Here is a 23,683-nt window from a genome sequence, read left to right as displayed (position 1 = left end):
GTCACCGAACGCCCGTATGGAGCGACTGGACGCTGCGCTCGTGGAAATCCTGCGTCGAATTATTGGTATCCTGATAAACGACCCTACCGCCCGCCTTCAGCGTAGCCTCGGCATCGATCCCGCTCGGATCGTTCCCGTAGGCGTACCCGTACACCACCGGATTGCCCTCGATCGCGAGCGTGGCCTCGGCATCGACGTTGCGGTACAGGGTCCGCCCGAGGAAATTCTCAGTCAGCGTTACGTAACCGGCGTCGATCGCAGGCGCCAGCCGTTTCGCATTTCCGGTCGAGCTGCCCGAAAAGACCTCCATGCCGTCCATGATCCATTCGTTCGGCACTTTGATGCAGCGGGTTCCCGGATAACCGGGCTTCAACACCTCGTTGGCCGCGTCGTTCATATACTCTCTGGCGGTGCCGGCTTCTGCGGGCACCTTGAAAAACAGCGTCGTCGGCGAATCGACCGAAATCGTATAAGCCTTCGCCGTTCCGGTCTTCCGAAGCACCTGCATGTAACGGTCAGTGCGCACTTTATCCCCCGGAGTGGGATGGTAAGTCGTGTTGGTATAGTACGTATTGTCGTAGCAGACGAAACAATCCGCACGGTTCAGATCGACCGACAGCGGATACTGCAACGTATGGTCTATCGCCCCGTTGATGCACATTACGGCCTGGCCGCCGGGTTCGAGCGGATAATCCGTACCGCCGCCCGGAAAACCCCACACGCACTCCACCAGCGGCACGTAATCCCGGAACGATTTCTCCCCGGTCTCGGGATCGGCAATCAGCCAGACGTTCGTTCCGTACGCATTGTAAGGATCGACCGTTCCGAAACAGATATTGTCGAGGTAGGCGACCTTTTCGGAATTGTTGTACAGGATCACGTACTTATCGCTCTGATAAGTACCTTCCAGCGGATCTTTCTTACAGCCGCCGCAGTAGACCTCCTTGATGACGATTTGACTGGTTTTGGAAGCCACCAGCGGGATATTCACCGGCTGCGAAAGGTCGCTGGCCGCAGAGACGATCATCTGATCGCGCGCGCCGTTGAAATAGATGACCGCATCCTGCTCCGACACCCGGTCGCGCGCGCTGACCCGGTAAATTCCGAAAGCCACTTCGAACCGGGCCATATCGTCGTTGCCGGCCGAAGCCGTATAGACCGTGCCCCTGTCCACGTCCTCCAGAGTCACCCGCGCGCTCCCGCCCTCCCGGTCGGGATGACCTTCGGGGTACACCAGCCGCACGGTGAGCTCCCGAGTCGTCCCCTCGTACGGATTATCCTTCCCGTCGAGCAAGTCGTTGCACGAACACAACACGACAGCGACCATGCCCAATACGATTCCCGCGATATATTTATACTTTTTCATACTCCTTTTCCGCTAAAATTTTAACCGCAAGGTCAGTCCGTAATAAAAATCGGGAGTCAGGATCACCTTCACCCCGCTCGCATACGAAGCCAGGTACTTGCGGGCATTGGTAAAGTTGTTGGCGTAGAACGAAACCGACGCCACGTTACCGATCTCCTTGGTAATGCTCAGATTGGCCGAAAAATAAGGATCGTACCCGTCCTGTTTCAACTGGAATGAGTTCCCGTTGATTATCAACCCCTTGAGCACGGGATCGTTTGCGGCGGCATCGTCGTAATTGTAGACGTTTCCTTCCAGATCCATATAGTAAAGCGGCCTCAGCGCCGTATAGCTCTCGCCCTCCTGCTCCACCTGGTAGGCCAGTTGTTTACCGTGATAGGACGAGATGTTCCGCGAGCGCGAAACCAGCGACGCCTCCAGGCGCAACGAGATGACCATCCGGATCGACGGAATGTGCGTAATGGCGGTCAGGTTCGCATCGAGACGCTTCGTCTGCCGGCCGTTGTAGGTGGCGGTCGTCGAACCGCCGTTGTCGGCATAAATCCCCACGTACTCGAACGAACGACCCGGAATCGACGAATGCGACTGATTTTCCTTGTAAATGTAGGAAAACCCTTCGTTGACGTACTTCACGTTCGTATAAGCGGCATCGAAACGGAACTGTGTCCGGATCGACGGAATCTGCGGGAAATCGACCGTCACCTCCAAACCTTTCCGGTCGACCGGCGAACTGTTGTCCTGATAGATGTTCTTCACGAAAGTCTTGTCCATCACCTTGGTATCCATCGGCGTGTAACCGGCCGACGGATCGTCCTTGTCGCCCACGAGGATCTGACCGGTGCGGTTGTCCACGACGATGTCGGGATTGGCCGGCATTTTATAACCGCTCGGCACTTGGCTGATGCGGTATTCGAACGGCGAATAGGTCGTATTGAGGCGATAAGGATACTTGGTTTTATTGAAATAACCGGCCACCGATATCCGGGTGCCGCCGAGGGTCAGATCCACCCCGACCTCGATATTCCGGTTACGCATCCACCGCAGGTTGTCGTTGTAAGCGATCGAATAGGGCGTCGTATGGTAGACATACACGCTGCGGTTGTCGGCGTACGAAGCCCCGAACACCTGGATATCGCGGTACAGCGGATCGGGGTAAAGGATATTGAACGACGGCAGTTTCTCGGTGATTCCCCATCCGCCCCGCACGTTCAACTGATTCAGAAAATATTTCCGTTCGCGATTGATCAGCGTATATTTCACATTGAATCGCGGCGACAGGCTCTGTGCCTTGTTGTACTGCATGTTCTTGATCAGGGTCTTCTCGCCGCGGACGCCGGCCATCACCCCGAGCGAAGTCTGACCGAGCTGCAGCGTCAGGTTGTCTTCGAGGTAAACCGCCAGGTTATGCATATACGGAATGTCCGTATACGGCCGGGGACGGAAACCGTTCGGCTGCAACTGCGGATTTTCGTAATACTCTCCCTGACCGACATTGCCGTTCGCGCTCCAGGTGACGCCGGCTTTCACCCGGTTCAGCAGCCGGTCGAAACGGCGCGACCAGTTCGCCTTCAGCGAGATCCCGTAATCCAGCTCTTTCGAGTCGATGAACTGCGTGTTCACGTAATTGACCGGCAGTTGGTTGGCGACGAAATAACCTTCGGTCGTCGCATTCACGGCCGGCTGTTCCGACGCGGTATGTACCGGCAAGTGGTATTTCGACAGCATGTCGGCATAATTCACCGAGGCCGTTACCGCCACGTTCGTAATCCAGGATTTGTTCAGCAGCCAGTCGAGCGAAGTATTGAACCGCAACGCATTGTCGTGCGCCTTTTTCCACTCGCCGGTCTGCGCGTCCGGGTCGTCCTTGGTATTCATGCCGCCGAGATTGCCCGTCAGGCCGACCGAAAAGTTCAGCGGCGTGCTTCCCCGCCTGAAAACGCGCGCATAATTCAGCGCGATTCCGTTCCGCTGGTAAGTCGTGTACGGCGAAACCGGGTTGTCGATCGCGCGCGTATGCTCCAGCGCGACATTCAGCGAACCGAGATCCCTCCCCAGGTCGAAACCTTTGCTCAGCGAAAACTGCTTGGTTTTGGGGTTCGTCGTAAAAGTCGCCGTATAAGGCGTTTTGCCCTTGCGCGTCTTTACCTTGACGACGCCGCTCGTCAGGTCGCCGTATTCGACCGACGGAATACCCGTAATTACTTCGATGGATTCCACGTTGCTCGATGCGATATTCCGCGTGCTCGCTCCGGACAAGTCGCCGAACGAAGCGTTCGTCGACAACCGTACGCCGTCGACCTCGACCGCCGTACCGAACGAAGCGTTCCCCTGCGAGACGCCGCCGTCGCGGATCGAAAACACGTTGTCTTTCATCAGGTTCGGGTTCACGGTTTTGCCGCCCGGCAGCAGGCTCGACACGTCCGAAACGTTGACCATCTGCAAATGGTCCAGCGCCGCCTTGTCGATCACGCACGAAGTGCTCATGCTGTTGCGGTTCTCGCGCGCGGTAACCACCACTTCGGAGAGTTTCAGGTCGGCGCAGCACAACCGGAAAACCAGATCGTCCCTATCGCCGGTCACGTTCAACTCGCTGTCCAGAGCGACGTACCCCAGGCACGAAACATTGACCGGATGCTTGCCGGCCTGCACGTTCCTGATCGAAAAATGTCCGTTGTCGTCGGTAATCGCCCACAGGTTCGCGTCGACCACCGTCACGACGGCCATCGGAACCCCTTTCGACGACTTGCCGATCTGCACTCTTCCGGATATCGTATATTTTTGTGCGGAAACGCCCAGGACACTAACGCTCAGCAACAAAGCAAGTAGAAATTTTCTCATCCAGCAACCCTAATTTAATCAAGCCTCCAATCCGGACCAACTTTTGCAAAGATGAAAAATTTTGTTACAAAAGACAAAAATAAGCACCTTTTTCACACAAAAAGCGATGCAGCATTCCGCAAAATGCCACATCGCAAACCATTCGTAAAACCGGATAATCCTCTATTTCGACAAGGCCTGTTCGATATCGGCGATGATATCCTCCGCATCCTCGATGCCGACCGAAAAACGGATCAAGTCGGGCGCTACGCCGGCTTCGATCAGTTGTTCGTCGGTTAGTTGGCGGTGGGTATGGCTCGCCGGGTGCAGCACCGAAGTGCGGGCGTCGGCCACATGCGTGACGATAGCGGCCAGTTTCAGGTTGTCCATAAAACGGATCGACACGTCGCGTCCGCCTTTCAGTCCGAACGACAGCACGCCGCAGGAACCGTTCGGCAGGTATTTTTGCCCCAAATCGTAGTATTTGTCCCCTTTCAGGCCGCAGTAATTCACCCATGCCACCTGCCCGTTGCCTTTCAGGTATTCGGCTACTTTCTGCGCATTGGCACAGTGGCGCGGCATCCGCAGGTGCAGCGTTTCGAGTCCGAGGTTCAACAAAAAAGCGTTTTGAGGCGACTGGATCGAGCCCAGGTCGCGCATCAACTGCGCGGTCGCCTTGGTGATATAGGCCAACTTGCCGAAATTTTTCGTATAGGTCAGTCCGTGATACGAAGCGTCGGGACGGGTCAGTCCGGGGTATTTGTCCGCATGGGCTTCCCAATCGAAATTGCCGCTGTCGACGATCGCGCCGCCAACGCTGGTCGCATGGCCGTCCATATATTTGGTCGTCGAGTGCGTCACGATGTCGGCCCCCCACTCGATCGGGCGGCAGTTGATCGGCGTGGCGAACGTATTGTCCACGATCAGCGGCACGCCGTGACCGTGCGCGATCCGCGCGAATTTCTCGATATCCAGCACGGCTACGCCGGGATTGGATATCGTTTCGCCGAACAGCGCTTTGGTATTCGGACGGAACGCCCGGGCGATCTCCTCCTCGGAAGCGTCCTGATCGACGAACGTCACCTCGATGCCCAGTTTCGGCAACGTCACGCCGAACAAGTTATAGGTTCCGCCGTAGATCGTCGACGCGCTGACGACGTGGTCGCCGGCCGAACAGATGTTGAACACGGAATAGAACGAAGCGGCCTGGCCCGAAGAGGTCAACATGCCGGCTACGCCGCCTTCGAGCGCAGCGATCTTCGCCGCTACCGCATCGTTGGTCGGGTTCTGCAGCCGGGTATAGAAGTAGCCGCTCTCTTCCAGATCGAACAGCCGGGCCATCTGTTCGCTCGTCTCGTATTTGAACGTGGTGCTCTGATAAATCGGCAGCACGCGGGGCTCGCCTTTTTTGGGAGTCCATCCCGCCTGAACGCAAAGGGTCCCCCGATGTAGTTTTTTCTCCATTTAGCTGAATTTTAGATTTGCAAATGTAATCATTTCCGCGAAAAATCGTACGCTTCCGGCCGGATCGGAGCTACAAAACCCGCCGTCCGACCGGGTCCCGAGAACGACTCGTACCGCCGGACGAACGCCTCCCGGAAAACGATACCGCATTCGGGTACATTTATGGAATTTCCGGCGGAGAAAGGCGGAAAATTACGATAAATTCCATATCTTCGATTTTTGAACCGTCCCGTCGGGAGAACGATTGAGCATCGGTTCGCACGCGATCGGTTTCGACCGGAACGCAAAAACAGCGGACGAACCGGCAATTCCCGAAAAGACCGTTCCGTCGTCCGTAAAACGCGGCATATCAAATCGTAAAGGCCATGAATCATTCCGGAATCCGGTATTGTTTTCAGCTTTGGAAAGCGAAAGAAAGCATTGTTTTTTTTGTCCTTCTTTCGTATCTTTCGATCCCCAGCGCCCTGTACGCGGCAACCGGGGCAAATGCGCGATCAACCGTTAATCCTAATGATATGAATTTAAACACGCCCCCTGCGATCGCAGGAAACATACCGCAAGACGTAACCGAAAGAGCGGGCGAGAACGCCGTCTTCATCGTGTACGGACTCAAAGAAACGCCCCGGACGGCAGACCGGATAAAAGATTTGTGCGCCAATTTCTCGGCCATGATCCGCAGCATACGCAACCGATTCCCCGACATGCAGTTCAGTTGTACGATGGGATTCGGGGCCGACGCATGGAGCCGTCTTTTCCCGGAACGGCCGAAACCGCGGGAACTCGAAACGTTCCAAGAGATCAAAGGCGCCAGGCATACGGCGGTTTCCACGCCCGGAGACCTGTTTTTCCACATCCGGGGCAGGCAGATGGGCGTTTGTTTCGAATTCGCTTCCATCATCGACGAAAAGCTGAAAGGAACCGTAGACCCCATTGACGAAGTTCACGGCTTCAGGTATCAGGACGGCAAGGCGATCATCGGATTCGTAGACGGCACCGAAAACCCGGCCGTGGACGAAAATCCGTACGAGTTCGCCGTAATCGGGGATGAAGATTCCGGATTTGCGGGAGGCAGCTACATTTTCGTGCAGAAATACCTGCACGACATGAACGCATGGAACGCCCTGCCGGTCGAGGAACAGGAAAAAACGATCGGCCGGAAAAAATTCAACGACGTGGAACTCTCCGACGAGGAGAAACCCGCCAACGCTCACAATGCCGTGACCAACATCCAGGACAGCGCAGGCAACGACCTGAAGATCGTACGGGCGAACATGCCTTTCGCCAACACCTCCAAAGGAGAATACGGCACCTATTTCATCGGTTATGCGGGAACGTTCTCCACCACGCGGCGGATGCTGGAAAACATGTTCGTCGGCGATCCGGCAGGCAATACCGACCGCCTGCTCGATTTCAGTACCGCCGTAACCGGCACGCTGTTTTTCGCACCCTCCTACGACCTGCTCGAAACGCTCGGCGAATAAATGCTACCGGCTCCGAACGGGGACGAACATCCGGAAGACGCGCACGATGCGACGCGTCTTTCGTTTTATAAACGACTCCCCTCACCCGAACAGCAAACGATCCGGCCGAATTTCAGGCGAGAAAACGCACTGTTATAAAACGACGAAGCGATCCCGCCGTCGGCGGGATCGCTTTAAAAACGAAACAGTCCGAAACGGATTATTTGTTTCTTTCCGGACGCAGGCTGCGGACAGTCGCACCGGCCTGCCACATTTCGCTTTCGCGCAGCTCTTTGAGCTCCTGGTTCAGCTTTTCGCGGTAATCCGGCTTGCTGTTCGAGTCGATCGAACGCTGCGCTTCGTTACCGGCAGCCACTTCGGCGTACAGTTTCTTGAACACCGGCAGGGTCGCGTCGCGGAACGGCTTCCACCAGTCCAGGGCGCCGCGCTGTGCGGTCGTCGAGCAGTTGGCGTACATCCAGTCCATTCCGTTTTCGCCTACCAACGGCATCAGGCTCTGGGTCAATTCCTCAACGGTTTCGTTGAAGGCTTCCGACGGCGTGTGGCCGTTTTCGCGCAACACCTGGTACTGCGCGGCGAAAATACCTTGGATAGCGCCCATCAGCGTACCGCGTTCGCCGGTCAGGTCGGAATAAACCTCGCGTTTGAAAGTCGTTTCGAACAGGTAGCCCGAACCCACGCCGATACCCAGCGCGATCACGCGTTCCATAGCGCGGCCGGTAGCATCCTGCAAAACGGCATAGCTTGAGTTCAAACCGCGACCTTCGAGGAACAAACGGCGCAGCGAAGTACCCGAACCTTTCGGAGCGATCATGATCACGTCCACGTCTTTCGGAGGAACGATACCGGTGCGATCCGAATAGGTAGCGCCGAAACCGTGCGAGAAATAGAGCGCCTTGCCGGCCGTCAGGTGCTTTTTCACGGAAGGCCATACGGCGATCTGAGCGGCGTCCGACAGCAAGTACTGAATAATGGTCGCCTTTTCGCAGGCTTCTTCGATTTCGAACAGCGTCTTTCCCGGAACCCAGCCGTCGGCAACGGCTTTGTCCCACGTCTTCGAATTTTTACGCTGGCCGACGATCACGTTGAATCCGTTATCTTTCAGATTCAGAGACTGTCCGGGGCCCTGAACGCCGTATCCGATCACTGCGATGGTTTCGTTCTTCAGCACTTCGAGCGCTTTGCTCAGGGGGAACTCTTCACGTGTGGTCACGTTCTCCACAACTCCCCCGAAATTCATTTTTGCCATGATTTTCTGTTTTTAAAAATCGATTTATAAGTTTGTTATAGTTCGTTCAATCCGTTTCCGTTCGGCTCGCGGTGCAGCACCACGCTGCCCGAACGCGTAAACTCGATCAGGATTCCCCGGCTTTCGAGCTCCGTGCGCATGCTCTCGATCTCCTCGCGCGTGCCGGTCTTCTCGACCACTACGTACGCCGGGTTCATCTCGATGATACGGGCGCTCCACTCGCGGACGATCATGTCCACCGTGCCGCTCTCCTTGAAAATCTTCGACGAAAGTTTATAGAGCGCGATCTCCTGCGTAATCAACTCGTCATTCGAATAGTATTCCACCTGGATCACCTCGACGATGTTACGCAGTTGCTTGGCCAGTTTGTCGATAACCTCCTGCGTCGTAAAAGCCGAGATCACGAACATACTGATTCCCTTGATCGACGATTCCGATACTTTCAGACTTTCGATGTTGATCTTACGCCGCAGGTAGAGAGCCGTAATCCGGTTCAACACCCCGATCTGGTTCTCCGTAAATGCGATAACGATATATTCCTTAATCATAACTGTCAACTCCGTTAGGTTCTACTTTTTGTCAGGTTCCTTGGCGATCAGATCCGACAGCGATGCGCCGGCCGGCACCATCGGAAAAACGTTCTCCTCGGACAGCACGTCCACTTCGAGGAAATAGGCTCCCGGAGCCTTCACCAGTTCGTCGATCGCCCCTTTCAGTTCCGACAACTGCGTCACGCGACGGTTCGGAATCCCGTACGCCTCGGCAATCATCGTGAACTTCGGGTTTTCGAGGCTCGTGTACGAATAACGCTTTTCGAAGAACAACTGCTGCCATTGGCGCACCATACCGAGGTAATGGTTGTTCAGCACGATCATCTTGACGCCGATCTTGTTCTGCATGATCGTCCCAAGCTCCTGCATCGTCATCTGAAACCCGCCGTCGCCCATCATCACGACCACTTCGCGGTCGGGCACGCCGAGTTTCGCCCCCATCGCGGCGGGCAGCCCGAATCCCATCGTGCCGAGCCCTCCGGACGTAATGAAACTGCGCGTACGATTGAACTTCGAATAGCGGGCGCTGAACATCTGGTGCTGTCCCACGTCGGTTACGATCACCGCATCGGCCTTTTCGGCCTCGGCCAGCGTGCTGACCACGTCGTACATCGAAATACGGACGCCCTGCGGATCGGTGCTCGGCTTCACGACGACTTCGTATTCGCGTCGATGGTAGTCTTCCGCCATCGCAATCCATTCGGCGCGCTCCTTATACCGGATGCCCACTTTCAGCGCGTCGAACGCGTCGCCGGCGTCGGCATGGATCGGCAGTTCGACGGCCACGTTCTTGCCCAGTTCGGCCGGATCGATATCGACGTGGATGATCTTCGCATTCGGCGCATACTGCTTCACGTTACCGGTCACCCGGTCGCTGAAACGCATACCGACGGCCACGATCAGATCGCTCTGCTGCGTCATCCGGTTACCGGCGATATTGCCGTGCATACCGAGCATACCGATGAACAGCGGATGGCTGTTCGGCACGGTCGAAATACCCATTAGCGTCTGCGCCATCGGGATTCCGGCCGCTTCGGCGAACTCCAGCAACTTGGTCTCCGCGCCGGCGAGCTTTACGCCCTGTCCAACGATCAGCAGCGGACGTTCGGCCGCATTGATCATTTCGACGGCCCGCTGGATCGCTTTCGGATCAACCTCCGGATGCGGCTTGTAGCTGCGCAAATAAATGCACGGTTTATAACTGTAATCGAACTCCTCGACCTGAGCGTTTTTCGAAATATCGATCACCACCGGCCCGGGACGTCCCGTGCGGGCGATGTAATAAGCCTTGGCGATCGCACCCGGAATTTCGGACGCTTTGGTCACTTGGAAATTCCATTTCGAAATCGGCATCGTCATGCTGATCGTATCGGCCTCCTGGAAGGCGTCCGTTCCGAGCAGAGTCGAAGGCACCTGCCCGGTAATGCAGATGATCGGCGTCGAGTCGAGCATCGCGTCGGCGATCCCGGTCACCAGGTTCGTAGCGCCCGGGCCGGACGTAGCCAGGCAAACGCCCACCTTGCCGGTGGCGCGCGCATAACCCTGCGCGGCATGTACGGCGCCCTGTTCGTGGCGCGTGAGAATGTGATTCAACCGATCGGTATGATGGTACAGATGATCGTAAATCGGGATTACCTGACCGCCCGGGTAACCGAATATCGTATCGGTTCCTTCGGCTATAAGCGACAGTAAGAGAGCCTCGGCCCCTTTTATTTTTTGTTTGTTGGACATAATGAACGTATTAAAATTCAACCATCGGAAAACAACCGCAACCGCCCGGAACGTATTCCGAAAACGATTCTGCTATTACAAGGCTGTTTCCCCGAACAACGTGTTGCTAAATGTTTTCGCGTACTCCGCCCTTGTCGGCCGATGTTACCATCGATGCGTAGGCCTTAAGGGCCCGACTGACGACTCGGTTGCGCTCCACGGGTTCGAAGCGGACAATCGCCTGCCTGCGCATATCGAGCTCCTCCGAAGTAAGTTCTACATTGATCGTTCGGTTCGGTATATCGATAAGGATCGTATCGTCGTCCTTTACCAGCGCGATGTCGCCGCCCGCTGCGGCCTCGGGTGAAACGTGCCCGATCGACAGTCCCGACGTACCGCCGGAAAAACGACCGTCCGTAATCAGCGCGCACGCCTTGCCGAGGTTCACCGACTTCAGGTACGAAGTCGGGTACAGCATCTCCTGCATACCGGGGCCCCCTTTCGGCCCTTCGTAACGGATCACCACCACGTCGCCGGCTTTCACCTTACCGCCCAGAATACCGTCGCAGGCCTCTTCCTGCGATTCGAATACGCGGGCTTTGCCCTCGAAACGCAGGATCGACTCGTCGACGCCCGCCGTCTTGACGATGCAGCCGTTGCGGGCGATGTTGCCGAACAGTACGGCCAGTCCGCCGTCCTTCAGGTACGGATGCTCCAGGTCGCGGATACATCCCTTCTCGCGGTCGGTATCGGCCGCCGGGTATCTCGTATCCTGCGAACCCAGTTTCAGGTTGAAACGTTCGCCGGGAGCGGCCAGCGCACGCGTCTTCGCCTCGTCGGCAACGTCCGGACTGCGCAGGTCGTTCAGGCGGATCGCCTCGCCGAGCGTCATTCCGTCGACGCGGACGACGGCCGTATCGAGCAGCTTCCCTCGGTTCAACTCGCCGAGAATGCTCAGGATTCCGCCGGCGCGGTTGACGTCCTGAATATGGTACAGCGGCGTGTTCGGCGCAACTTTGCAGATCACCGGCACGCGGCGCGACAGCATGTCGATGTCGCTCATCGTGAAATCCACGCCGGCCTCTTGAGCAACCGCCAGCAGGTGCAGCACGGTATTCGACGACCCCCCCATCGCGATATCCATCGACATCGCGTTCAGGAAGGCCGCGCGCGTAGCGACCGACCGCGGCAATACGGCTTCGTTATCGTTGAAATAATATTCCCTGGCATTCTTGACGATCAATTTGGCCGCCTTGCGGAACAACTCCGTCCGCAGTTTATGCGTGGCTAACACCGTTCCGTTACCGGGCAGCGAGAGCCCCAGCGCCTCGGTCAGACAGTTCATCGAGTTGGCGGTAAACATACCGGAGCACGAACCGCAAGTCGGACAAGCGGCGCGTTCGAGCTTCGACAAATCGTCGTCCGAAAAATCCTTGTCGGCTCCCTTGACCATCACGTCGATCAGGTCGTAAGCGCGGTCGCCGAGCCGTCCGGCCTCCATCGGCCCCCCCGACACGAAAACGGCCGGAATGTTCAGCCGCATCGCGGCCATCAGCATCCCCGGGGTGATCTTGTCGCAGTTCGAAATGCAGATCATCGCGTCCACCTTGTGCGCGTTGCACATATATTCGACGCTATCGGCGATCAGGTCGCGCGACGGCAGCGAATAGAGCATCCCGTCGTGTCCCATCGCAATCCCGTCGTCGATGGCGATCGTATTGAACTCGGCGGCGAAACAGCCCTCTTCGGCGATCCACTCTTTGATTTGCTGTCCGATTTCATGCAGATGCACGTGCCCGGGGACGAACTGAGTGAACGAGTTGACGACGGCGATCACCGGCTGTCCGAACTGTTCTTCCTTCATTCCGTTTGCTCTCCAGAGACTTCTGGCTCCCGCCATTTTCCGTCCCGTGGTACAGACACTGCTTCTGAGATTTTTCATAACTTTCGTTTTCTTGTTTCTTCCCTAATGTACTGCGGCAAAATAAGCGAAAGAATCCTGTTTCCGGTCTTCGTTCCGCGCGCCGCCTATGATGCTCAAACCGGCATAACGCCGATCATATCGTTATCATCCAACCGGTTAACAGACATCCGGGCACTATAACAAACCGGTTACGAAATGCCTGGGCGTCCGTTGATCGAGCAAAGGTAGAACTTTTTAAAAAACAATAAAAATTATTACCCGCTTTTTTGAGGGTGAACCACAATTCCTTCGGCTTCGAAAATTCACGGAATCCGGAAAATACGGCGGATCGGCCCATACAAAGCGAACCGGACGGACGGCGGCCGATAAAAACAGCGGCATACGTATTTTTTTTTACCTTTGCTGCGTTATAAACTTATAATCGAAAAGAACATGAAGGAAGAATATATCCCGTTCGTCAACGACCTGATCGAACTGGCCATCCGCGAGGACATCGGCGACGGCGACCATTCGTCGCTCGCGTGCATCCCGCACGACGAACGCGGCCGGATGAAGCTGCTCGTCAAGCAGGAAGGCGTCCTGGCCGGCGTCGAAGTCGCCGAAACCGTGCTGCGCCGGCTCGATCCGGAAGCGAAATTCGAAAAACGGCTCGACGACGGCGCGCGCGTCCAACCGGGCGACATCGCCTTTTACGTCGAAGGACGGCTGATCTCATTGTTGCAGGCCGAACGCATCCTGCTGAACATCATGCAGCGGATGAGCGGCGTAGCGACGCAGACGGCCGTTTACGTCCAGGAACTGGACGGGCTCAAAACACAGGTGATCGACACGCGCAAAACCACGCCGGGCATGCGCGTGCTGGACAAGATGGCCGTCCGCATCGGCGGCGGCGGCAACCACCGCATCGGACTGTTCGACATGGTGATCCTCAAGGACAACCACATCGACTTCGCCGGCGGCATCACGCCGGCGATCCGCAAGACGCAGGCCTACCTGAAAGAGAAAGGCAAAAATATCCCGATCGAAGTCGAGGTGCGATCGCTGGACGACATCCGCGAAGTGCTCTCGGTAGGCGGCGTAGACCGGATCATGCTCGACAACTTCTCGCCGGAGACGACCCGCGAGGCGGTCGCGTTGATCGGCGGACGGTACGAAACCGAATCGTCGGGCGGCATCACGCTGAAAAACCTGCGCGAATATGCCGAATGCGGCGTAGACTTCATCTCGGTCGGCGCGCTGACGCACCAAATCAAGAGCCTCGACTTGAGCCTGAAAGCGTGTAAGGCCGGCGAATAATCTCTTTTGCCGATGAATTTCGAAACGCGGTATGACCTGTCCCGGCGCGGACGATACGCCGGACGTTTACTTTTCCTGATTACGATGGCTGCGCTTATCCTGAATCCCGGTGCGGCGGCCCAGGGCCGCTTCGACTACGCCGACCTGCGCGGCGGTTTGTTCACGCCGAAAACCGTCGGCGGCGTCCGCAGTATGCGCGACGGCGAACATTATACGGCGGTCGACAGCGGCCGCATCGTCCGATACAGCTACCGGACGGGCGAACGGCTGGCCGTGATTTTCGACCGCGCGACAGCCACCCCGTCGATAGACTTTACGGATTACCGGTTCAGCGCCGACGAAACCCGCATCTTGCTGTCGACCGACGTAAAACCGGTGTACCGCCGTTCGTTCACGGCCGAATACTGGATATTCGATACGAAAGACGGATCGCTCAGGCGGCTTTCGACGGGCGGGCCGCAGCAACAGGCCGCCTTCTCGCCGGACGGCCACCGCGTGGCCTTCGTTCGCGACAACGACCTTTTCGTGGCCGACCTCGCGGACGGCGCCGAACGCCGCATTACCTCCGATGGACGGAAGAACCACATCATCAACGGTATCCCCGACTGGGTATACGAAGAGGAATTCGCCTTCGCGCGGGCGTTCGAATGGTCGCCCGACGGACGGCGGATCGCCTGGCTGCGGTTCGACGAAAGCCGCGTCAGGGAGTACAATATGAACCGTTTCGACGGGAAGCTGTATCCGGAAAACTACACGTTCAAGTACCCGAAGGCCGGCGAGGAAAACTCGATCGTCGAACTCTACTGCCACGATCTGGAAACCGGCGAAACCGTCCGGATCGATACCGGCGGCGAAACCGACCGATACATTCCGCGCCTGCTGTGGACGCCGTCCGGAGAGCTGGCTTTCTACCGGCTGAACAGGCTGCAAAATCACTTCGAAGTGTTATTGAGCGACCGCAACGGCGCGACGCGCGTCGTTTACGACGAACGCGACGAACGCTACGTCGAACACGCCGACCGGTCGACCGTCACGTTCCTGCCCGACGGCGACCGTTTCGTCGTCCGCAGCGAACGGAACGGCTACATGCACCTGTACTTGCACAGCATCCGCAAAGGCTTTCTGAAACAACTGACCGACGGACAGTGGGAAGTCACGGCGATGCTGGGCGTCTCCGACGACCGGGTTTACTACTTGTCCACCGAAACCTCGCCGCTCAGACGCGACCTGTATGCGGTCCGACTGGACGGCAAGGATAAGAAACGGCTGACCGGGGGCGACGGCACTTACAACATCCTGCCGTCCGAAGGGTTTCGCTACTACATCAGTTACTTTTCGAACGTCGAGACGCCGGAGCGGATCACGCTGCACGCCGCCGACGGCCGGCTGATCCGCACGCTCGAAGACAACGCCGCGCTACGGGATACGCTGGTGGAGCAGGGCGTACCGGTCAAAGAATTTTTCACGTTCCGGAATTCGGAAGGCATCGAACTGAACGGCTATCTGCTGCGGCCCGGCGATTTCGACCCGGCGAAAAAATACCCGGTGCTGATGACCCAGTACAGCGGTCCCGGATCGCAGCAGGTCGCCGACCGCTGGACGATGGACTGGACGGACGTGCTGGCGCAGCAAGGCTATATCGTCGCCTGCGTCGACGGCCGGGGAACCGGGTTCCGCGGCGAATCGTTCCGCAAATGCACGTACCGGCAACTGGGACGCTACGAAACCGAAGACCAGATCGAAGCGGCCCGCTACCTGGGGTCGCTGCCTTACGTGGACGGGTCGCGGATCGGCATTTACGGCTGGAGTTACGGCGGGTTCATGGCGTTGAACTGCATTCTGAAAGGCAACGACGTGTTCCGCATAGCGATCGCCGTAGCGCCGGTCACCTCATGGCGTTTCTACGACACGGTTTACACCGAAATTTATAACGGCATGCCGCAGGACAATCCGTCGGGCTACGACGACAATTCTCCGATCCGTTTCGCCGACCGGCTCGAAGGAAAACTGTTGATCGCGCACGGCACGGCCGACGACAACGTGCACATTCAAAACACCTACGAAATGGCCGCCCAACTGACCGCGCACGGCAAACCGTTCGAAATGCGGATCTATCCGGACAAAAACCACAGCATGGGCAATGCGCGGCACCACCTGTTGGAACGGTGCATCGAATTCGTAAAAGAAAATCTGTAAAAAAACGCCCCGGCCGTTTGGCGATGCGGCAAAAACTCGTTACCTTGCAGGAAGATAACCTAACCCCTGCAAAGCATGAAAACAAATGCAGCCGTTGCCGGATTGATCGCTCTGGGTTGCCTGTGCTTGTCGTTCAGCCCGCGAATCACGGATTCTCCCGCAGCCGAAAAGACGGCATCTTCATCCGTTTCCGCAAAAACGGATTCTCTGCAAAGGGAAGTCCGCCGTTTCGAAGACACGGTGCGTCAGATGGAAAAAGAACTGGGCTGGGCCGTGTTCGAAGAAGCCACCGAAATCGCTTACCGCAAGGGGATCATCGCCCCGGTCTATTCGCTGGCCGACTATCGTTTCGACATCGCATCCTACAACCTGAAAATCGACTCCTGCAAGGCCTATCGCCGGGCTTTCGACGATGCGGAGGAACAACTGCGCCAGGTGCTGATGCAGGACTCGGCTTACCTGTCGCTGATGCGACACCTTCCGGAAAAGGACGGGAAACCGGACTATGAACGCCTGAAGGCCGGGCAGGAACTGATATTCACCCGCCTGTCGCACACCTCCGAGGAATACCGCTGGAAGCGGGAGATCCGCGAACGCAGGCTGCTCGAATCGAACACCGCGCTGCTGCGCACCGTCGCTGCGGTCTGCCGCAGGCAAAACCGGGAGGTTCCGCCGTTTCCGGTTCCTCACTTACAGAACAAAATACAGAAAGACGCGGAAGCCATCGGATCGGATCTCGCCACATACCTGTCTCCCGACAAAGAGATGGAAATGAAATACAGCGACGAACTGCGGCAGGCCATCGCCTCGCTGGAAGAAGCTCGCGAAGCCCTGTGGCTGACCCGGCAGGATCTGTACCGTCTGCAGGACGAGCGAAAATAATAATCCGCCGCAGCCATGAAAATCCCGATCTGCCTGATCTTCCCGTTCGTATTGCTGTTCCCGCACGCCCGGGCCGAAAATCCGGACGATTTTTCGCCGGAACGCAAGACATGCATTCTGCACCTGAGATCGGTCAGGGACTCACTCCAAAAAGACATAGACAGCAAAAGGCTGCGGATCAACGCGATCCTGTTCACCGAGGGGATCGCGGAGCTCACGGTTGCCGACCAGCCTTACATCCGGCTTCCGTTCCCGTGCCTCGGATACGACGATCTGGACGATTACGTCCGGGCCGTCGATTCGTTGCAGACGTTCGACCGGAGCTATTATCCGGCCGCCCAGCGACGCAGGGACAGTCTCCTTTCCCTCTCCTGCCGTTACCGGGCCGTTCCGGACGAAACGGACTCGCTGGAACTCGTATTCAAAAAGGCCGTGCTCCGGACGTTGTATGCAGATTTTCGGGCGCACGGGCGGCCGATAAACACGGAATACATCCTGGGGCCGGAGAACACGAACCGGGTCGTGGAAAAAAGCCACGAACGTCGGAGACTCGCGCTGGAACTGGGCGCCCTGTGTCGGCTGCTGGATAAAAAACAGATCGCAGCGGCCGCGCTCTGGACTCCGCAATGGAGTCGCTACGTGCAACCGATCCCGACGGCGAACGATTCGCTGCTCGCACGGATACGGCTCCGATCGGTCGATTCGCTCTGCCGCGCGACGGAGCGCAAAAAACTGCAGATCAACAAAAGGGTATACGATTTGATTATCCGCGAGGTAATCCGTACCGGGCGGCCCTTCCCGATGGAGTCGCTCGAAAGATGCGGTTCCATCCCCGTAGCCCGCTATCGGGCGCAGCTTTGCAGGAAGGGAAAAACGGTTCCGGAACAGATCGGATCGTTCGAATTCCAGCTCCGGTTGCTGAAAACGATAGCGACCGACTTCCGGCGGCAGCGGAAACTGTTGCCGGAAGGGGAAGTCACCCAGCTTGCCCGGTACCTCGACATCAACGCGGACGCAAAAATCATGCTGCTACGCGAAGAACTCGACGTCTTGGAACAAAAAACGGAACAGGCGATCGAAACTTACGTAGAACAAAAATACTTGTAAAACAAAACAATATGGAATTTTTAACGGAATATCATTTGCTGGGACTGGTCATCGGGATCGCCACCTTTTTGATTATCGGACTGTTTCACCCGGTAGTCGTCAAAGCCGAATATTACTGGGGAACCGGATGCTGGTGGATTTTCCTCGTGCTCGGAATCGGCGGGATCGCCTGGTCGCTGCTGACCGACAACGTACTGATCGCCGCGCTGGCCGGCGTGTTCGCGTTCTCGTCGTTCTGGACGATCAAGGAACTGTTCGAACAGCAAGAGCGCGTCCGCAAAGGCTGGTTCCCGGCCAACCCGAAACGCCGGACGAAACAAGTATGCCGGACGGAAGAAGAAAAACGGTAAAAACGGCAAAGTCCCCGGTTTCTAATTTAAACCGGGGACTTCTTTATTACTTTCGCCGGAAAACGGTAATCCCGCCCGAAACGATCACTGCTTTTCGAGTTCCAGCAACTTGCTTTTACAAAGCGCGGGACCGGAACGGCTCCATCGATTGTTATCGACCACCCGTCCCTGCTTATCGACCACAACGCAGTGCGGAATCCCGTAAATGTCGAATTTAGTACAAAGCAAGTTCCACTGATCGTCGGACAGCCTCAGGCGCTCGCCCTGAATCCGGCGTTCGGAAAGGAACCGATCGTAAGCCGCAAGCGGGGATATTCCTTCGGACGTGATATATAGGAACTTGATTTTCGAATCTTTCAGCTCTTCGACCGTTTGGCGGGCCTCAACCATCCCCTGCCTGCACGGAGCGCATCCGGTGCCCCAGAAATCGATGTATAGCACGTATCCCCTGTACGGAGCGATCAGCTCGTCGAAATAGTCGTCGGCTTTGGTTCGCGGCTCGTCTTTTTCGACCGGCCGGATTACGACCGACGAGGCTTCTTCGTACGCCCGCACGATCCGACCGGTCAGGTACGGCGTCCCGACATACGGCAGCAACCGGGTCATTTCCGCGAAAAGATCCAACCGAAAATTCTCGTTTTGCTGTTGCTGCGACACGAGGCTGTAAAAATAACCGGTCAATGCGTAATCGTAAGCCAGGCAACGGTCCAATCCGTAACGGCGCAGCGTATCGAACGCATTCGCATACATGTATTTTTCGCGCAGCGTATCCAGCCGCGCCTGCTCTTTCGCCCGCTGCGCGTTGAACTCTTTGAGACAAGCCACGAAGCGACGACTGATCATCGTATCCCGGATCGAGACGGACTCTCCCCGGCTCTTGAACGGCAGGCTGTCCAACTCGGCCCGCTGCCCGGGAGTCAGGTCGGGACATCCTTCCCGCACCTTTCCGGCGATATACGCGATCAGCCCCGGCCCGAACAGACCGCTGAATGCGGAAAATGCGTCTGCGATACGGCCTATATTCATCACCGGACTGCTGACGACAAGCCGGCTGATTACCGAATTCGCATCGGACGTAGTAATCATCAGCGGATCGTCGACCCGCTCCATCGTAACGAAATCGTAAAAGGACGCCGGAAGCGGCCGGTAATCGGGATTCCTCTCGGCCTCGTAAACGCCGTCGTCGCGCAACCGACCGTTTATGATTTTCGAATTTTGATTCGCCGACGCATAGTCCAACAAATTACAAAATGCCCGCTGACTATGCTCCGCGTAGAGCAGATCCCGCGTCCGGCCGCTTATTTCGTAACGGGCCGCCAGAGCCGACAACGAATCTTCCGTCCGGCGAAAACGTTCGGCGATCCACGCCTTGTATTCGTCGGCAGCCCCTCTCCCGACGCACTCCTGAGTCCGGCCGTAAACGCTGTCTTGCGCCGGCACGATTCGGTCGGCGATCATCCGGTACATATTGTATTCGGCCGCGCGGCCCATAAACCGCGACCGGCTCCAGTCCTTCATTCCCGATCTGCACTGAGGATTCTGCAGATCCGACATCACGAAACGGCACATCAGCGTATCGCCCGGCTCGACGTACAAATTCCTGATCGTTCCGGGTCCCAGGCTCATCACCAAGGTCTTCGGATGTTCCGTTTCGATTTCGGCGGAAAAACGGCCGTCCGGAAGCACCTCGATCAGCGCCGCGCAATCCCGGCGCGTTATCGGATCGTACGACATCAGGGTTCCCGACGTAAAGCCGAACTGCGGCGTATACCCTTCCAGAATACCCCGGATCACGGCCGTGCCCGGACGATACAGCTCGTTCCGGTACTTCTCCGGATCGTATTTCCACTCCGCCGCCGGCGTAGTGCGGCGCACCAGGTCGCGGCCCAGCGTCGCGAACGTACGGCCATCGGAGCCGAGCAGCAGCGCGCCGTCGCGCCCTTCCTTCAAGCAGAGCGTCGTATCGCGATCGCCATTCTTAAGCTGCACCCACAGCGTTTTCCCTTTGCGGGTCACCGTTCCGTAATCCCAGAAATCGTTCCGCCACACCGCCGTCTGCGGCAGAAAACCGCAGACCCACCGGTTCGAACCGTCGGAAGTCATCCAATGACCCGCAGCCCACGCCGGAAGCGGCGACGGCGCATCTTTCAGCCAAATGCCGTACGTATTTTCGAGCGGTTTCTGTCTGCCGAGAAAATCGACGCAACGCACATCCGCATCCAGCGGTTCGAAAACGAACCGCGCTTTCGACACGCCGGGAGCGGGTAGAAAAACCTCCTTACCCAGTTCGAACCCTTCGGCCGCCAGCAGTCTGTACCGCCGGTCGCCGCCGCGTTCCCGCAGATAACATCCCGTATCGTAACGGATCCACGAAGCGGGATCGTTGCGTAACGTCACCTCGGCCACCGTCCGCTCTTTTGTGGTTTCGATCCGGTCGAAGCGCACGACGTAAACATAATCGTTCCGCACCGGATCGACCGTACGTTTCTGTCCCCAAGCCGCACAGCATAGCAACAAAAACAATCCCGACAACAAACTCTTTTTCATATCGCATCGTTTTAGATTTGCAGGTTTCCGTCCGGAATCCGGACGCTAAACAAATTTAATAAAAATATCCTGAAAAAGCTATTTCATAACACAAAAAGACAACTCTTTCGGATTGTCTTTTAAAACATTTCTCTTTCTGCGCAACAAATACAGCGAATAACCGGGCCGCTATCGATGCCACGGAACGTCGGTTTCTACTGCTACGCCGCTCCCCCGCCACCCGATCCGGATCGTCGTCAAGGCTCTTTCTCCAGCTTCAGCAATTTACTTTTACAGTGTTTCGGCCCTATCCTGCACCACCCGTTATTATCGACGATGCGCCCCTGTTTATCGACTACGGCGTAATGCGGGATTCCGCCGATGTCGAATTTCGCTTTCAGCAGGTTCCACTGATCGCGGGTAACCCGGATATGCTCTCCCCCGATCCCGTTCTCCGTCAAAAAACGGTCGTAAACCTCGACCGGCGACTGCGATTCGTCGGTAATATAAAGGAACTTGATTTTCAAATCTTTCAACTCTTCGACGACCGGTTTCGCCGCGATCATGCCGCTGCGACACGGCCCGCAACCCGTCGACCAGAAATCGAGGAATAGTACGTTTTCCTTGTAGGGCGCGATCAGTTCGTCGAAATATTCGTCGGCCTTCGTCCGCGGCTTCTGCCGCTCCTGCGTCCGGCGGGTTTCGCAACCCGAAGCATACGACTGCACGATCTTACCGGTCACGTACGGGGTTTTGACATAGGGCAGCAGCCGGGCTACCTCCTCCAGTCGGGCGCTGTCATTCTCCAGTCTGTCACCTTGACCGGCATACCAGCGTGCGAGCGTATAATCGTAAGCCACGCAGCGATCCAATCCGTAACTGCGCAAAGTGTCGAAAGCGGCCCGGTAAAGCGACCGTTCTTGTTCCGACCTGATCCGAGCGATCTCCCGTTTCAAAAAATCCTGCTCCAAAGCCCGGAAACGGCGGATGACGATAGTATCGAGCCCGGCCAATCCGGCGGAATCCCTTTTCCCGGCGATCAACGAATCCAGCGTAGCCATCTGATGCGGGGTCGGCTCCGGCATCGACGCTTTCATCCGCTTGCCGACATCGGCGACCGCTTTCATCCCGAGGGAGTCGTATCGTTTATTAAACCCGTTGTATGCGGCGCCTACGAACATGGCCGGGCCGTATTCGAGCCGGTTGATCACCTCGGCAAAGCAGGTTGTCGCGATCATCAGCGGATCGTCGACGAAATCCATCGTCATAAAATCGCAGAACGACTTCGGCAGCGGCCGGTAATCGGGATTCGGCGTCGCCTTATAGGTTCCGTCGGGCCGTTGCGAGTAGGTATACCGGCGATCGGAATGCCGCATCTGGTAATTGAGCAGGTTCCGGTATTCGGTCGTCCGGAAATTCGCGTACAGCAGATCCCGCGTCCGGGCGGAAAATTCATAGCGGGCGGACAGCGCCGCCAACGAATCGTCCACCTGACGGAGCCGCCCGTCGATCCACGCCCTGAATTCGTCCGAGGCGTCCTTCTCGATGCATTCGCTCATCCGGTCGTAAACGCCCCACGGATTGGGCATCATCCGTTGGGCGATTAAATAAAACTGGTTATGCGGCGCCGAACCTCCCATGAACCGGGAACAATCCCATATCTGTTCATATCCATGTCGCCGGGGATTCTGCAAATCGGTTATACTGTAATAACACATCAGCGTATCGCCCGGCGCCACGAATACATAACCGGAGACGTCTTCTCCGATCTGCATATACAATGCCTGCGGAGCTTCCACCTCCACTTCCACGTCGAACCGTCCGTCGGGCCGGATTTCGATCAGAGAATAAGAATCCCGGCGCAGGACGTGGTCGGTCACGCCCAACGAACCGGTCGTATAACCCAGCTTCGGGGTATAGCCGTCGATCACGCCGCGGATCACCGCTTTCTTTTTACCGTACAGGACGTCCCTGTATTTTTCCGGATCGTATTTCCACTCCGCCGCCGGCGCAGTGCGGCGCACCAAGTCGCGGCCCAGCGTCGCGAACGTACGGCCGTCGGAGCCGAGCAACAACGCGCCGTCGCGCCCTTCCTTCAGGCAGAGCGTCGTATCGCGATCGCCGTTCTTAAGCTGCACCCACAGCGTTTTTCCTTTACGGGTCACCGTTCCGTAATCCCAGAAATCGTTCCACCACACCGCCGTCTGCGGCAGAAAACCGCAGACCCACCGGTTCGAACCGTCCGTCGTCAACCAGTTTCCCGACGCCCAATCCGGCAGTACCGAAGGTTTCTCCGATCTCTCCAGAAAAATTCCGTACGTATTATGCGATTTTTTCCAGCTCGGATCGATGAAATCGACGCAATGTACATCGGCATCGACCGGATCGAAAATGAAACGGGCTTTCATCTCGCCCGATTCGGGCATATACACTTCCTTATTGAGTTCGAAGCCTTCCGCGGCCAACAACCGGTACCGCCGGTCGCTGCCGCAATCTTGCAGATACGTCGTCAGCGAATCGTACCGGATCCAGTAATTCGGGAGATAGCGCAACGTCACTTCGGCCACCGTCCGTTTACCGGTGATTTCGACGCGGTCGAATTTCGCCACATAGGAGAAATCGCTCCGGACGGGATCGACGATCCGTTTCTGTCCGTAAACGCTACAAGCCCACAGCAACAGGAGACCTGCCAGCAGATTCTTTTTCATGACAGAGCAGTTTTAGGTTCGGGCACCGGCACATGCCGACGTATCACAAATATAGC

General features: G+C 57.0%; 15 protein-coding genes. 6 read left to right on the top strand and 9 right to left on the bottom strand.

Going from position 1 to position 23,683, the window contains the following annotated elements; all coding sequences use genetic code 11:
• Position 1 precedes the first annotated feature (1 nt).
• The 3 genes from PGR91_RS08545 to PGR91_RS08535 all read right to left on the bottom strand — a co-directional run bounded on the left by PGR91_RS08545 (position 2) and on the right by PGR91_RS08535 (position 5,647).
• Entirely contained in the window at positions 2-1,366 is a 1,365-nt protein-coding gene (locus PGR91_RS08545) for a DUF4876 domain-containing protein (protein ID WP_101572470.1), read from the bottom strand.
• Between the two features lie 12 nt (positions 1,367-1,378).
• Complete coding sequence (locus PGR91_RS08540) at positions 1,379-4,204, bottom strand: TonB-dependent receptor (RefSeq protein WP_118655796.1); 2,826 nt, start codon at positions 4,202-4,204, stop codon at positions 1,379-1,381.
• A gap of 162 nt (positions 4,205-4,366) precedes the next feature.
• Positions 4,367-5,647, bottom strand: coding sequence for an O-acetylhomoserine aminocarboxypropyltransferase/cysteine synthase family protein (locus PGR91_RS08535; RefSeq protein WP_101572466.1), 1,281 nt, complete (start codon positions 5,645-5,647; stop codon positions 4,367-4,369).
• Positions 5,648-6,162: 515 nt separating this feature from the next.
• On the opposite strand from PGR91_RS08535, the gene PGR91_RS08530 reads away from it, so the two are divergent.
• Complete coding sequence (locus PGR91_RS08530) at positions 6,163-7,128, top strand: Dyp-type peroxidase (protein WP_118458953.1); 966 nt, start codon at positions 6,163-6,165, stop codon at positions 7,126-7,128.
• Positions 7,129-7,327: 199 nt separating this feature from the next.
• Here PGR91_RS08530 and ilvC read toward each other — a convergent pair whose 3' ends face one another.
• The 4 genes from ilvC to ilvD all read right to left on the bottom strand — a co-directional run bounded on the left by ilvC (position 7,328) and on the right by ilvD (position 12,580).
• Positions 7,328-8,377: a ketol-acid reductoisomerase gene (ilvC, locus tag PGR91_RS08525; RefSeq protein WP_055204626.1), complete on the bottom strand. Its 1,050-nt coding sequence runs from the start codon at positions 8,375-8,377 to the stop codon at positions 7,328-7,330.
• 35 nt (positions 8,378-8,412) lie between these two features.
• Positions 8,413-8,925: an acetolactate synthase small subunit gene (gene ilvN, locus PGR91_RS08520; protein WP_118655794.1), complete on the bottom strand. Its 513-nt coding sequence runs from the start codon at positions 8,923-8,925 to the stop codon at positions 8,413-8,415.
• 21 nt (positions 8,926-8,946) lie between these two features.
• A complete protein-coding gene (gene ilvB / locus PGR91_RS08515; protein WP_055205132.1) occupies positions 8,947-10,659 on the bottom strand; it encodes a biosynthetic-type acetolactate synthase large subunit in 1,713 nt (570 codons plus the stop codon).
• A 106-nt stretch (positions 10,660-10,765) separates the two neighbouring features.
• Entirely contained in the window at positions 10,766-12,580 is a 1,815-nt protein-coding gene (gene ilvD / locus PGR91_RS08510) for a dihydroxy-acid dehydratase (protein ID WP_081032582.1), read from the bottom strand.
• A gap of 414 nt (positions 12,581-12,994) precedes the next feature.
• On the opposite strand from ilvD, the gene nadC reads away from it, so the two are divergent.
• From nadC to PGR91_RS08485, 5 genes are all read left to right on the top strand, one after another.
• Positions 12,995-13,858: a carboxylating nicotinate-nucleotide diphosphorylase gene (gene nadC, locus PGR91_RS08505; protein WP_055205131.1), complete on the top strand. Its 864-nt coding sequence runs from the start codon at positions 12,995-12,997 to the stop codon at positions 13,856-13,858.
• A 12-nt stretch (positions 13,859-13,870) separates the two neighbouring features.
• A complete protein-coding gene (locus PGR91_RS08500) occupies positions 13,871-16,054 on the top strand; it encodes a S9 family peptidase (protein ID WP_259336712.1) in 2,184 nt (727 codons plus the stop codon).
• 75 nt (positions 16,055-16,129) lie between these two features.
• Complete coding sequence (locus tag PGR91_RS08495) at positions 16,130-16,936, top strand: hypothetical protein (RefSeq protein WP_118655792.1); 807 nt, start codon at positions 16,130-16,132, stop codon at positions 16,934-16,936.
• 15 nt (positions 16,937-16,951) lie between these two features.
• Positions 16,952-18,043 carry a hypothetical protein gene (locus PGR91_RS08490; RefSeq protein ID WP_118655790.1) on the top strand — a complete coding sequence of 364 codons (1,092 nt, stop codon included), beginning with the start codon at positions 16,952-16,954 and terminating at the stop codon, positions 18,041-18,043.
• Positions 18,044-18,054: 11 nt separating this feature from the next.
• Positions 18,055-18,393, top strand: coding sequence for a DUF4491 family protein (locus tag PGR91_RS08485; RefSeq protein WP_118655788.1), 339 nt, complete (start codon positions 18,055-18,057; stop codon positions 18,391-18,393).
• Positions 18,394-18,477: 84 nt separating this feature from the next.
• On the opposite strand, the gene PGR91_RS08480 is transcribed toward PGR91_RS08485, so the two are convergent.
• Positions 18,478-20,940, bottom strand: coding sequence for a TlpA family protein disulfide reductase (locus PGR91_RS08480; RefSeq protein ID WP_118655787.1), 2,463 nt, complete (start codon positions 20,938-20,940; stop codon positions 18,478-18,480).
• Between the two features lie 236 nt (positions 20,941-21,176).
• Complete coding sequence (locus PGR91_RS08475; protein ID WP_118655785.1) at positions 21,177-23,627, bottom strand: TlpA family protein disulfide reductase; 2,451 nt, start codon at positions 23,625-23,627, stop codon at positions 21,177-21,179.
• Positions 23,628-23,683: the final 56 nt, after the last annotated feature.

Origin of the sequence: Candidatus Alistipes pullistercoris, from assembly GCF_027665465.1 — a bacterium.
GTDB classification, from domain to species: Bacteria; Bacteroidota; Bacteroidia; order Bacteroidales; family Rikenellaceae; genus Alistipes_A; species Alistipes_A hominis.
Note: the sequence above shows the minus strand (reverse complement) of the source record. Positions and strands in the feature narration are given on the sequence as shown.